Below are 13,339 nucleotides of genomic sequence, written 5' to 3' on the forward strand. Positions count from 1 at the left end.
ACAAATAAAAGGGCCAATCGTAAGGAATTGATCACAGACACTTAGTGTGTCTCTGTGATTAATTCTTTGTGATTGGCTTTTTGTGTTCTCAAGAAGCAACAACAAAGGGTTTTGTGATTTTTTAAATCATAAGGAGGAAGCATGAAAGCTTCAGAACACAAACCTAACATAGTGATGGTTAAAGCCAGTGCGCTCAAACCATCAGTCTACAATCCTCGTCGCTGGAACGAGCAAGCAGTAGCAGGTCTAACCGAAAGCATTAAACGCTTTGGTTTAGTCGATCCTCTGCTAGTTAATGGCGCTAAGGAGCGTAAGAATATCATCATAGGGGGTCATTTCAGATATAAAATTGCGCGCGATCTCGGCTACAAGGAGGTGCCAGTAGTATATCTCGATATACCCGACGAGACAACAGAGAAGGAGCTCAACATTAGGTTAAACAAAAACCAGGGTGACTGGGACTACGAGCTGCTAGCAGAGTTTGACGAGTCACTACTGGCGGACGTGGGATTCAGCTCGGAAGAACTCGATGATATTTTCGAGATAGACCTAGAAGAGTCTGAGACTTTTGATCTTGAAAAAGAGCTGAAGAAGCTGGATATCAAGAAGATTACGGTTCAAAAAGGTGATGTGTATCAGCTGGGAAAATCGAGGTTCATGTGTGGTGATTCAACCGTTGAAGCAGACTTTGACAAGCTCATGAATGGTCAGCTTGCAGATATGTGTTTAACAGATCAGCCATATCGCCTGAGCTATATGAAGGGTGGCATTCGTCAAGGCAAGCCAGTGGAAGGTTTTGGTGCTAAGCGAAACCGTAAGTACCTTGAGACTGACGAGCTGCCAGAAGACTTTGTAAAGCTGTGGATGGCAAATGTAGCCAAGCACGCAAAAACAGACTTTTCCATCATAGCCTACGAAGCATGGCATAACATGAGGGAGATGTGGGACTGCATGGCAGAGCATTGGACTATCCGCAATATGCTCATATGGCATGTACCGACGAGGCACCAAGGCTTTGCCGCCAAGTACAAATTCTTCAGTAAGTATGATATTGCAATGGTTGGAAGTAGCGGAACAGTCAAATACAACCATCAGAGCGAACCTGAAGGGCTACAAGAGGAGTATGAGTCGGCACTGTACGCTACAAGCGGAAAACCACACTGGGAGGGATACAAGGGAGGCAAGAAAATTCAGCCAACTGACTTTGTATCGTTTCCAGCCAATGACGAGAAGAGTTCAGGACAAGGCGTAATCTTTGGTACTAAGCCACTAGAGATACTCATTCCATACATTAAGGTGCTCACTAAACGGGGTGATTTAATAGTTGAGCCCTTTGCGGGTAGCGCATCTACGTTAATTGCGGCCACCATGTTGAAGCGGCGATGTTACATCATGGAAAAAAGCCCGACATATATGGAGATTGGCCTAAGGCGCTGGGAGAAATTGACCGGCCAAAAAAGGGTGAAGTTATGAGCCGGGATCAAAATCTCTACAAAAAGCGACTACTGGAACAGCTCCAGAAGACACCAATTGTTGAAGCGGCTTGTAAAAAGATTGGCCTGCCTCGCTCAACTTACTACCGTTGGCGGAAAGAGGACGATGAGTTTGCTGATGCCTGCGATGAAACCATTGAGCTGAGCATTGGTCGGATAAATGATTTGGCAGAGTCACAGCTTATTAACGCCATCAAAGAAAAAAACATGTCGGCGATTACCTTCTGGCTGAAACATCACCATTCGGGATATCGAAATAAGCTACAAATTGATGCTCGCGTGTCGAGTGTCCAACAAGAATTAACCCCGGAACAGGCGGAGATCGTCAGTAATGCACTTCGTCTGGCTGGCTTAACTAATCAGGAGAATGAAAATGAGCAAGAATAATAACGAACTGCAGCAAAAACTGTTTACGAATCAGCAGCTAAGAGCTGAGGTAACCCGCAAAAGCCATGAATGGTTCTTTGCGACCTACTTTGCCGGGCACATTAAGTATGCCAATGCACCGCTCCATAAAGATCTATTTCGGATCAGTGAAGACCAAGACCTTGAGCTAGCAGTCATTATGGCCTTTAGAGGTTCTGCTAAATCGACAATCATGAGCTTGTCGTATCCGATCTGGGCGATCCTTGGCGTACAGCAAAAGAAGTTTGTGCTGATAGCCAGCCAAACACAGTATCAAGCACGGGTGCACCTTTTGAATATTAAACGCGAACTTGAAAATAATAAGTTGCTTGAAAACGACCTTGGTCCGTTTATGGAGCAGCGTGAAGAGTGGGGCTCGACCTCACTCTTCATACCAAGATTTAACGCCAGGATTACGGCAATATCTGCAGAACAAAGTGTTCGCGGTATCCGTCACGGAGCGCATCGACCAGACCTGATCATAGCCGATGACGTTGAAGATACTCAATCGGTAAAGAGCCCGGAAGGTCGCAACAAAACCTATGATTGGTATACGAGCGAAATAATCCCAGCTGGTGATCCTGACACAAAGCGAATTGTGGTTGGCAACCTGCTCCATGAGGACTCCCTACTGATGCGGCTCAAAGAGCGAATCGAGCATGGAGATATCGATGGCCAGTTTATTGAATACCCGATCGCAAAAGATGGCGTATCCTTTTGGCCCGGCAAGTATCCTGATGCGGCTTCGCTAGAGAAGCAACGTCGCTCCGTTGCTAACCGTATTGCTTGGGAGCGTGAATACATGTTGAATTTAGTTCCCGATGACGAGCAAATCATATCTCGTGACATGATCCACTATTACTCAACACTGCCCGATGCACTCCGAGGAGAGTCGACCAGAATTGTTCTGGGAGTAGACCTTGCCATATCTGAAAGCGATAAAGCTGATTTCACCGCGATCATTTCTATTGATGTGAGAGGCCGTGGCGACAACATGCGAATGTACATTAAACCCTTCCCGGTCAACAAAAGGATGTCATTCAACTCAACGGTTGAAATGCTCAAAGACCTAGACTCCTTCTATTACCAACCGAAGATCTACATTGAGCAGACAGCTTACCAAGCTGCGGTTGTACAGGTGCTCAAAGCCGATGGGCTTGATGTGCAGGGCGTAACACCGAAAGCAGATAAACGCTCTCGGCTGAGTATGATCGCCGATAAGATCGAGCGTGGCGTAATTCTGTTCCCTGAAAAAGGTGCAGACATCCTGATAGACCAGCTAGTAGGATTTGGAATTGAAAAGCATGATGACTTAGTGGACGCCTTAACCATTGCGGTTCTCGAGCATGTGCGAAATACATCGAAGGGTGGAACGTTTTCCGTAGGGAGCCGAAGCGAGCTATTCGGGACAGCTCAACCTCGTCGTGGCACAAGAGCGTACTGGGATGCACGACTTGATGATTGGGAGGAAGCGACCAATGGAAGATGGGACTAGCAATTTAAGTTATTTGCGGTACTGTTTGTACTTGAAAAGAAAGGATTAACAGATGAACAACTATAGTACATGGATCAAAAAACGTTCTGGAACAAGCTTTCGGGGCTACCTGCTATCGACATATGATCAGCTTTGCACGACCTTCGGAGAGCCTGTGAGCGATGGTGACGGACACAAGATTGATGTGGAGTGGATTGTTGATACTCCGCATGGCGTGGCTACAATCTATAACTACAAGAATGGTCGGGCATATTTGGGTGAAGAAGGCTTAAGTCTAGATCAGATTTTTGAATGGCACGTTGGTGGCAAAAACAATAAATCCTACGAATGGGTCAAACAGGAACTACAAAAGCAGATAGTAGAGTCGATGCGCTAGTTCTGGCGCATTACCTCATCCATGGTGAGCCCAGACTTATCCTTCCAGGTAACCCATGCATTAACATTGTGACCAGTTGCAAAACCACCAGCATGATTAGGGCTTTTAAATGCTACATTTTCAGTCAGCTCAACAACTTCGCCAAGATCCTTTCCTGATTTAGCGAATATCTCGTCTCGCTCAGCCAATGATTTAGGCCACTTGCTTGCCCAACTTGGAGCGAAGCTTTTATCTATTTGTGACCCTGCTAGGATTACGAATTTATCGCCTCGAAATTGAGCTTTGGCCTGTGTTTTTTTGGCAGTGCAATACCAGGTGTCTTCCTCTGCTTGCTTACTAGAGAAGATGTCGTATCCCAGTGAGGTGAGAATTAACTGACTATCGTCCAATATGCGCTCCAGAATATGTAGGCGGAACTCGTGAACATTGTTCTTGGCTGGCACAGTACGGTTTTCAATATCCATACTTCCAGACTGAGCGCGCTCCACTGCCAGCGACTCAAGATAGCGAACATCTGTCTTGCCGAGATCATTTGTTGGCGAGACGATTGCAACTGCCACATCCCAGAACTGCTTCTTTTGTTCGTGGTCTCTCATTCTATGGATGAAGTTTTCTGTTTCACCGATATAGCCCTTTTGAATCTTCAGTACTGATTAAAAAGTAGAGCGCTGGCTGTAGTAGTTCAGTGCGCTTCTTTATTGATCCCAGCTGCAATCGCGGAACTACGAAAGCCTTAATTGGGCTGTCGCTAAGCTCAATAATGCGAACACCCTCGAGGGTGCCGTCTGGTAAATATGTTTGTATAAGTCGTGGATTCATTCTGCTATTAGTATACAGTAGGCTGTTTACCTCTGTTAAGTACTAGCTACCTCATCTGGAATACGGTATACTTCAAGATGTCTAGGATTCAAGTAAACGGATTAAACCGTGGATTCTCTACGTGTAATTGCGCCATGAAAGTGGCAGCTACGTAGAAAAGAGTAGGCGCAATGCGTTTGCTTGGGTCCTAGACAGTCCAGCGTGGCTGTCACTTTTTATGATGAGACGTCTCCTGGATGCAATAACGCAAAGGAGGCAACAATGTCACTCATAATCTCGAAGAATGGAAAAGACGCACAGCGACTGAATAAGACCGGAATTGAAAAAGAAGACTTCCTCCAGCAATATATTTACGACAATCCTGATGCCATTCCCGTATATGAAATCGATGAAGATATCCGCCTACTAAGCCCGAGAATTTGCAACCAACAGTGGACCAATTGATGCCCTTGGCGTGGACCAGCACGGCAACCTCGTATTGGAGTCGTTGCAACCGCAGCAGGTGGAGGCGATACAAACAAAACTGCAAGCAATAGCTCGGGTTCAAGTGTAAAAACCGAAGACAAGGAAACAGTGGCAAAAATTGGCGAGCCAGCTCGTGATGGCAAGTTTGAATTCACTGTCAAAAGCGTAACTTGCGGTAAAGAGTCTGTGGGTGCGAATGAATTCTTAACTAAAAAAGCCCAGGGCCAATTCTGTCTCATGGACTTGACCGTGAAGAACATTGGGGACGAGAAGCAAAGCCTACTGTCGTCAGACCAGAAGCTCTTCAATGCAGCTGGTCAAGAATTCTCAGCTGACGATACGGCAACCATGTATAACTCTGAGGACAGCACGAGTACCTGGTACAGCGACATAAACCCAGGCAACAGCGTGAGTGGTGTGATCGTGTTCGATCTACCAAAAGACCAAACACCAGTAAGCGCAGAGCTACATGATAGCGCCTTCTCAAACGGTGTAAAAGTTAACCTCTAATTAGACTAGACTTACAGATCAGCTGGCGGTACTGTTGGGAATACAGCCATGCTGGACGAAAATACTCAACCACTTAAATACTGCCTGTACGCTCGAAAGTCTTCCGAGTCCGACGAGCGTCAGGCAATGAGTATTGATTCACAAATTAAAGAAATGGAAGCCCTCGCACAACGCGAGGGCTTAAACGTTGTAAAGGTACTTAAAGAAAGCCATTCCGCAAAGGACTCAGGCAGAAGACCGGTTTTTAATCAGCTAATCAGAGAAATAGATAAAGGTGAATATGATGCATGCTTGGTCTGGGACGCATCACGCCTAAGTAGGTGTGCAGGTGATCTGGGCTCGTTAGTTGATCTGATGGATAAGAAAAAGCTGCTGCAAATTCGAACATTCTCTCAAACATTCACGGATAACCCGAATGAAAAGTTTTTATTAATGATCTTATGCTCACAAGCCAAACTTGAGAACGATAATCGTGGCATTAATGTAAAACGGGGCATACGAGCGAAATGTGAAATGGGTTGGCGACCAGGCAATGCTCCAGTAGGTTACATTAACCGCTCATTTAGCGGAGTTAAAGACATAGTTGTCGATCCCGATCGTGGACACATAATAACTGAGCTATTCGACAAAGCCGGCAAAGGTTGGAGCGGTCGTCAGATCAAACGCTGGCTTGATGACATAAAGTTCACAAACAAGTCCGGCAAGGCCGTAACGCTCAGCCAAGTATATGTGATTCTAAATAACAGCTTTTACCACGGAGAGTTTGAGTATCCAGAAGGAAGCGGTAAAGTCTACCAAGGTGCTCATAAGCCACTGGTTAGCAAAGCGCTATTTGGACAAATTCAAGACACTCGACTCATCCCACTCAAGGCTGCTTGGGGCACCAAAAACTTTGCGTTCAAAGAGATCTTCAAATGCGGGTCTTGTGGCGCAAGCATCACGGCAGAAGAAAAGTTCAAGCACCTGCTAGACGGGAGCATAAACAGGCATGTTTACTATCGGTGCACGCGCAAGGTAGATCCTGAGTGTCCTGAAAAGTTCATGAACGAAAAAGAGCTGAAGGAGCAGCTACTCAGCTTCATCGCAGAGAACACGGAAGTAATCGAGATTACGGACGAACTTGCAAGAAAAGCGCTCAGGCACACAGAAATAGTCGAATCAGCACTAAGGATACGAAACATTGATTTTGGCCAACTCGATCCGATGACCGAATACTCGACTTATGTGCTCATGCAGGGATCATATAAGGAGCAGGGTGCGCTCGTTGAGGGCATTAAGAGTCAGTTTGTAATTAGAGATAGAACTCTAGCAGTTAAGTGAAGATTATTGCTTAATCGCAAAACAAATATGCTGGTATAATATAGGTTAGAATTGAGAGCGTTTCTTAACTACATCTTCTAGGAGGAAGAGGCATGGCAACACTTGTATCAACAAACCCGGCAAAAAATTATGAGAAGCTTGGCGAAGTAGAGGTCAGTACTGAACAGGAGATTCAGGAAGCTGTAAAAAATGCACGAAAAGCCAATCAATCATGGGCGACCCTGCCTGTGAGCGAGAGGTTAGCCTATCTTCAAAGATTTGTGGACGCACTTAAGTCGAGAGCTGATGAAGCAGCAAAGCTAATAAGCCAAGAAATGGGTAAACCAATTTCCGACGCCAAGGGTGAAGTGCAGACGGCCATTGACGATACTACCTGGATAATTGAGAACGCCGAATCGGTGCTGAATCCTGTCACAATTCGCGAAGATGAGAACGGAGTTATCGAACAGCATAATGAGCCATACGGTGTATCTGCAGCAATTGCAGCCTGGAACTTTCCGTTGACCAACTTCAAAGAATGCGTCCTACAGGACCTTGCTGCTGGCAACACAGTCGTTTTCAAACACTCGGAAGAAAATCCCCTAGTCGGTAAGCTTATTGATGAACTCATGCAGACTGCCGAATTTCCCGAAGGTGTATTTACGCAGGTTTATGGTGCTGGTGAAGTTGGCGATATACTTACCGACCAAGATGTTGATTTCATTAGTTTTATAGGTAGCAGTAAAGTAGGAAGAACTCTCTACAAAAAGGCGGCGGAAAAGTTCATAAACGTACGACTAGAAATGGGCGGCAGCTCCCCGGGAATAGTATTTGAAGATGTAGATATTGAAACTACAGCAAGACAGGTCGTCAGCGATCGTTTCTTCAACACCGGACAAGTGTGTGATGCGATGAAGCGGTTACTCGTACAGGAATCAATCTACGATGAGTTTATTTCGGCTGTACAAAAAGAAGTTGAATCTCTTAACTTTGGCAGCCCTGATAAAGAAGATGTGTCCGTGAGCTGTCTTGTTGCTGAGCGTCAAGTACAGCCTATCCTAGACCAGATTAATAAATCTGTTGAGCAAGGCGCCGAGATTCTTGTTGGCGGAAAGAAAGCCAAAAACATGGATGGTGCGTACATTGAACCAACGCTCATCACAAACGTAACAGAGAATATGCCAGTTTGGGCTGAAGAGGTGTTTGGACCTGTTTTGCCAGTCATGACATTTAAAGACGAAGCTGAAGCTATAAAGCTCGCGAATAACACACAATATGGTTTGAGCGGCTACGTACACACTGCCGATAAAGAGCGAGCCGTGAGAGTGGCAAAAGAAATTAAAGCCGGTCAAATAGCTACCAATGGTGTCCACAATTATTATCCAGAGGTGTGCTTCGGCGGTTATAAAGCTTCCGGAATCGGTCGCACATGCGGTCCAGCAGGTTTACTCACCGGTACCCAAATCAAGATCATTACAAGACTCAAATAATTCAGTTTCAGGCAACGGTCATGAAACGCGGTCGCTGTCTTTGGCGTCCAAACACTCTGGGGATTACGGTCGGGTTAGAACCTAATTTATCAGAGATAAGGTTGCTAAAATCTATACGAGAATACGGTTCGAACCTGATGTAAATATAGGCGAATGGATTCGAACCGGATCAACAGATCGGAGGCAAAACAAAGCCCGGTCATGGAACCGGGTCTACCTCTGTTACGAATTTTTGGCTGGGGCGGTAGGATTCGAACCTACGATCTTCGGCACCAAAAACCGCTGCCGTACCACTTGGCCACGCCCCATTAACTCTGTTAATTTTACCAGAAGCTGCTTTTCAGTTCAATTTGCTATAATCAAATTTGCACTAGAGGGGTTGGCTGTCAACCGCCCCTTAATCATTATGCCGGAGTGGGTATAGTATCTAGTGTTTTTTTGTTTTTTTAAATATGCAGGAAGAAAAAAGAGTTCTAACATTTGATATTTTACGTGGTTATTTTCTGTTTGTAATCATGATTGATCACCTTATGAGGACTTTTGGCTTTTGGGAAATTTTTACTGGCCGTGGTGCACAATGGGTGTCTGCAGCTGAAGGGTTCTTTTTTGTTTCGGGCATCATGATCGGCATGTTAAGGGGGGCAAAGATGATTAGTTCTCCTATTGAAGATATTTTTAAAAAGTGCTGGAGCAGGTCTTTAACCCTTTATATATGGGCGGTTGGACTAACAATATTTTTTAGTTTATTAGCTATATTTTTTAAGTCTAATCCAGGGCTTAAACCAGAGTACTTTGAAGGTAATATTTCAGCCTTTATAACAAATGCCTTAAGTTTAAGCTTTACTTATGGTTGGGCAGATTTTTTAAGTTTTTATGCAGTCTACTTGTTCTTTTCGCCACTTGCAATCTGGCTCTTAAGAAAAAACTTATGGCAAGTTGTTTTAGCAAGTAGTCTTTTTGTTTGGATTAATACATCAACAATGATGGGCGGTTGGCAAATTATATTTTTTATCGGAGTCATTTGTGGATATTATAAGAATTCTCTTGAAGAGTTTGTTCTAAGCTTAAGTAATAGAGTTAGAAAGAATATCACTAACTTAATATATGTTTTTACCGGCTTAACCTTAGTTTTAAGTGTGTTTTTTACTACCATAGCAGAAGAATATGCCGCGCCTGGTAGGAGCGCTAGGTTTTTAAGTTTTGATGTTAGCGGAGCACGAGATTACTCGATTAATATACTAAGAAGTCATTTTGATAAAATACCTATGCAACCCTTAAGACTACTCCTATTTTTTGTTTGGTTCTCAGCGTTATTTATTTTAGTAAAAAAATACGAAGAAAAGATTAAAAAGTATTTAGGATGGTTTTTAATAACTTTAGGTCAAAACTCTCTATACGTGTATATTATTAGTGCAATTTTGTTATTTTTTACTAATTTGGTAATTCCCGGCGGTTTACCTTGGTATTTAAACACTTTATTAAATACGGCTTTTGTAGGCTTAGTTTGGTATCTAACAAAAATGAAGATCTTATTTAAATACATCCCTCGATAAGCATAAGCGCTAGATTAAATTTTTTGTTATAGTCTATTAATAAGTGATTATCTCTATCCTTATACAGACAGCTATTTTAGGAGCTGCTTTAAGCGCAGGCTATGTAGTCGTACGTATGCCTTTAATTAGAAGGAGTTTTTTACCTACCGGTTTAGGCGCAGGAATCTTATTATTAATTCTTAGTCCTCAATCAATTGGTGAGGTCTTACCTTTTATGAGCTTCCCTGCTGAGTATTTTCAAAACTGGGTTAAGATCCCTAAATATCTAATAAATATTGTATTTGCGTGTTTGTTTTTGGGAAGGCCTCTTATATCGTTTAAAAAGATGTGGAGGCTTGCCGGCCCGCAAATTGCTTTCGGGCAGACCTTAGCCTGGGGCCAATATGCTATCGGAGGAGTAGTTACATTATTAATACTAATTCCTCTATTTAATATGCCCCAAATTACTGCATCCTTAATAGAGATAAGTTTTGAAGGGGGTCATGGTACAGTTGCTGGGATGACTCCAGTGTTTAACGAGTTAGGGTTTGAAACAGGTAGACAGCTAGCAATTGGATTGGCAACGGCAAGTTTAGTAACCGCATTAATCTCAGGAATTTTATTAATTAATTGGGGTGCAAAAAAGGGTTATTTTATTAGAGATGAAGGCATTAAACTAAAACGTAATGAGGTTTATTATCACAGAGTAATAAAGGAGATTAGATCAAAGGGAGTTAAGCTTAGGGAACATATTACGATATGGCGTTTAGCAGGACATGCTCTATTAGTAGTAACTGGAGTTGGGTTCGGCTGGCTCTTATATAAGAGTTTATCTTTAATTGAGATTTTGTTAAGGGGTGAGAATGTTAATTTAGTGGTGCATTATCTACCCTTGTTTACTTTCTGTATGTTCGGAGGAATGATCGCTCAGCTAATTTCTACTAAACTTAAGCTAACTATATCTAGAGAAATTATTAATTTAATTTCTGCCTTTACATTAGGAGTATTAATAATGACTGCAGTTGGGACAATGTCTTTAGATTTTATTAATAAAGATGGTTTAGTCTTTATAATCTTATACCTAAGCGGAGTATTATGGATTTTGCTTAGTTTTGTATTTTTAGCAAGAAGAATGTTTGGTGATCACTGGTTCGAAAATGCAATCATTTCTATGGGTCAATCTATGGGAATGACTGCTACTGGATTGTTATTCGCGGAGATGGTCGATAAAGAAAATAAAACGGGTGCAGTTGAATCCTTCGGCTACAAGCAGTTGCTATTTGAGCCGTTTATGGGAGGCGGAATTGTAACTGCTCTTTCGATGCCAATTATTTTTGCGGTCGGTTTAAAAATATTTACAATAGCTTGCTTAGCAATAACTATCTTCTGGCTACTTTTAGGATTATTTTACTTTAAAAAGCGCCCAGTAACTAATAGTTAATAATTAACTATTAGTTAGCGATTGAGACAAGTTCTACTTCGAACACTAGATCGGCATCAGCTGGGATAGATGAACCTGCTCCTTCTGCCCCATAGCCTTTTTCTGATGGGATAACTAGTTTGCGTTTCCCTCCTACTTTCATACCAGGTATACCTTCGATCCATCCATCAATTAGAGCACCTTCCACTAATTGGAACTCTACCCCTTCTGAATTGCTATCGAAGACCGTCCCATCCGCCGCTAAAGCTCCTTTATATTTTACTTTTATCTTATCACCCAACTTAGCTTCTTGGCCTGTTCCTGTAACCAAATCTATAATTTGCATAGTCGTTATATCTCCTGATTGTTTAAAGCTTTCATCTACCTCTTTAGGCGCTTCTTCGCTTTGTGACTCTGTCTGTTGCTTTTGCAAATCTTCTAAAGCTTTTTGAGCTGCGTCCTGGTTCTCCGCATTTTGTTTTCTAGTTATAAATGGAGCTGCAAGTGGTACTGCTACAAATAAACAGATTGCAATCAAAGCTGCTATTGCTGAGTAGTTATTGTTTTTCTTTCTTTTTGGCATAAATTAATTATCTTATTTGAAATTAAGATTATAGCAAACTTCTTATTATAGAATTCATGAATAAATATTGACTAAATATGTGCTTTAGATCTGTTATAATAATATTTAACTTATGAATTTTGTTGATCATACTACAATACTTGTTAAAGCCGGTGATGGCGGAGATGGAGTCGTGGCTTTTCGTAAAGAGAAGTACATTGATAAGGGCGGCCCTAATGGTGGAGATGGTGGTCATGGCGGTAGCGTTATTCTTATTGGAGATTCCAACTTAAATACTCTACAAAATCTTAAGTTTAAGCAAAAGTTTGAGGCTGAACGAGGCGGGAACGGATTTAAGCAAGATATGCATGGAGCTAACGGAGAAGATAAAATTGTTAAAGTACCGGTTGGCACTCAGGTCTTTGATAAGAACGATAACTTAATTGCCGACATCGCTAAGGTTGGTCAAAGCGCGATAGTTGCTAGAGGTGGTGATGGCGGTTTTGGTAACGCCCATTTTAAAAGTGCAAAACGGCAGGTCCCTAGAGTTGCCGAAAAGGGTGAGCCAGGTGAAGAAAAAGAGCTTAGGTTAGAGCTCAAACTGCTTGCAGATGTCGGGCTTGTCGGTATGCCAAATGCTGGCAAATCTACATTTTTAGCCTCAGTCACTAAAGCAAAGCCTAAGATAGCTGACTACCCTTTCACAACTCTCATTCCAAATTTAGGAATTGCTACTGTTGATAAAAAGGGGATTGTGATTGCTGATATTCCGGGTTTGATAAAAGGAGCCTCAAGTGGAAAAGGTCTTGGAATACAATTCTTAAAGCATATAGAAAGAAGCAAGGTAATCCTCCATTTTGTTGACTTCTGGAGTGATGATACGAGCGACAGCTATCTAACTATCCGGAGAGAGCTAAAAAGTTATTCTAAGCTTCTTGCCGATAAACCAGAAATCATCTCCTTTACTAAAGTTGATGGCATAGATGATATTGAGGTCAAAAAAAAGATTGCAGAATTTAAGAAAGAAACAAAGCTAGGAACAAAAGTTAAAATATATGCAATTTCATCAGTTGCCCATATTGGTACCGAAGAGCTCCTTAAAGATCTCCAAAAACTTATACTAAGAACCGATAAAAATAACTCAATATCTTTAGAAGATAATGACGGCCTAGAAGAGATTGAGACAATTCGAGTTCCATTAAAAGAAAAAATGGGTGTACGTAAATCCTGGGATATAAAAAAAGATAGTAACTATTACATAATCTCTGGAGAAGAAATAGAGCGTTTTGCAATCAGGACTGACTACTCAAATCCATATTCTGTAGAGAGGCTATATGACATATTAAGAAAAACGAGAATCTATGGACGTCTAGAGAGAATGGGTTATGAAGCAGGTGGCGACTTTAGATTAAAGATCGGGGATAAACTTCTCCCACGAGAAGATCAAATCTGGGATTAACTCTCATCAAGAAA

Annotated in this window: 12 protein-coding genes and 1 tRNA gene; 10 read left to right on the plus strand and 3 right to left on the minus strand. The window is 42.4% G+C overall.

Going from position 1 to position 13,339, the window contains the following annotated elements; all coding sequences use genetic code 11:
* The first annotated feature begins 141 nt into the window (after window positions 1-141).
* The 4 genes from H6799_03025 to H6799_03040 are packed head-to-tail and all read left to right on the plus strand — an operon-like array spanning window position 142 to window position 3,769.
* Window positions 142-1,473: a DNA modification methylase gene (locus H6799_03025; GenBank protein ID USN97320.1), complete on the plus strand. Its 1,332-nt coding sequence runs from the start codon at window positions 142-144 to the stop codon at window positions 1,471-1,473.
* Window positions 1,470-1,880 (plus strand): hypothetical protein, encoded by a 411-nt coding sequence (locus tag H6799_03030; GenBank protein ID USN97321.1) that lies wholly within the window; start codon window positions 1,470-1,472, stop codon window positions 1,878-1,880. The genes H6799_03025 and H6799_03030 overlap by 4 nt, the downstream gene beginning before the upstream one ends.
* Window positions 1,867-3,393 (plus strand): phage terminase large subunit, encoded by a 1,527-nt coding sequence (gene terL / locus H6799_03035; protein ID USN97322.1) that lies wholly within the window; start codon window positions 1,867-1,869, stop codon window positions 3,391-3,393. Before H6799_03030 ends, terL begins: the two co-directional genes overlap by 14 nt.
* Window positions 3,394-3,445: 52 nt before the next feature.
* Window positions 3,446-3,769, plus strand: coding sequence for a hypothetical protein (locus H6799_03040; protein ID USN97323.1), 324 nt, complete (start codon window positions 3,446-3,448; stop codon window positions 3,767-3,769).
* Here H6799_03040 and H6799_03045 read toward each other — a convergent pair.
* Window positions 3,766-4,365 carry a DUF4357 domain-containing protein gene (locus H6799_03045; protein ID USN97324.1) on the minus strand — a complete coding sequence of 200 codons (600 nt, stop codon included), beginning with the start codon at window positions 4,363-4,365 and terminating at the stop codon, window positions 3,766-3,768. The two genes, H6799_03040 and H6799_03045, sit on opposite strands and share 4 nt — an antisense overlap.
* A 796-nt stretch (window positions 4,366-5,161) precedes the next feature.
* On the opposite strand from H6799_03045, the gene H6799_03050 reads away from it, so the two are divergent.
* From H6799_03050 to H6799_03060, 3 genes are all read left to right on the plus strand, one after another.
* A complete protein-coding gene (locus tag H6799_03050; protein USN97325.1) occupies window positions 5,162-5,563 on the plus strand; it encodes a DUF4352 domain-containing protein in 402 nt (133 codons plus the stop codon).
* A 48-nt stretch (window positions 5,564-5,611) separates the two neighbouring features.
* Window positions 5,612-6,883: a recombinase family protein gene (locus tag H6799_03055; GenBank protein USN97326.1), complete on the plus strand. Its 1,272-nt coding sequence runs from the start codon at window positions 5,612-5,614 to the stop codon at window positions 6,881-6,883.
* 92 nt (window positions 6,884-6,975) lie between these two features.
* Window positions 6,976-8,352 carry an aldehyde dehydrogenase gene (locus H6799_03060; GenBank protein USN97327.1) on the plus strand — a complete coding sequence of 459 codons (1,377 nt, stop codon included), beginning with the start codon at window positions 6,976-6,978 and terminating at the stop codon, window positions 8,350-8,352.
* Between the two features lie 233 nt (window positions 8,353-8,585).
* On the opposite strand, the gene H6799_03065 is transcribed toward H6799_03060, so the two are convergent.
* Window positions 8,586-8,660: transfer RNA gene (locus tag H6799_03065), tRNA-Gln, on the minus strand.
* A gap of 144 nt (window positions 8,661-8,804) precedes the next feature.
* Between H6799_03065 and opgC the strand changes: the two genes are divergently transcribed.
* Both opgC and H6799_03075 read left to right on the plus strand, forming a co-directional pair.
* A complete protein-coding gene (opgC, locus tag H6799_03070) occupies window positions 8,805-9,905 on the plus strand; it encodes an OpgC domain-containing protein (protein USN97328.1) in 1,101 nt (366 codons plus the stop codon).
* Between the two features lie 115 nt (window positions 9,906-10,020).
* Window positions 10,021-11,325: a sodium:glutamate symporter gene (locus H6799_03075; GenBank protein USN97329.1), complete on the plus strand. Its 1,305-nt coding sequence runs from the start codon at window positions 10,021-10,023 to the stop codon at window positions 11,323-11,325.
* A 10-nt stretch (window positions 11,326-11,335) separates the two neighbouring features.
* Here the strand turns inward: H6799_03075 and H6799_03080 are convergent, their stop codons facing one another.
* Window positions 11,336-11,659: an FKBP-type peptidyl-prolyl cis-trans isomerase gene (locus tag H6799_03080; GenBank protein USN97851.1), complete on the minus strand. Its 324-nt coding sequence runs from the start codon at window positions 11,657-11,659 to the stop codon at window positions 11,336-11,338.
* A gap of 340 nt (window positions 11,660-11,999) precedes the next feature.
* Between H6799_03080 and obgE the strand changes: the two genes are divergently transcribed.
* On the plus strand, window positions 12,000-13,325 hold the full coding sequence (gene obgE / locus H6799_03085) for a GTPase ObgE (GenBank protein ID USN97330.1): 1,326 nt from the start codon (window positions 12,000-12,002) through the stop codon (window positions 13,323-13,325).
* Window positions 13,326-13,339: the final 14 nt, after the last annotated feature.

Source organism: Candidatus Nomurabacteria bacterium (assembly GCA_023898665.1).
Classification (GTDB): domain Bacteria; phylum Patescibacteriota; class Saccharimonadia; order Saccharimonadales; family HK-STAS-PATE-42; genus HK-STAS-PATE-42.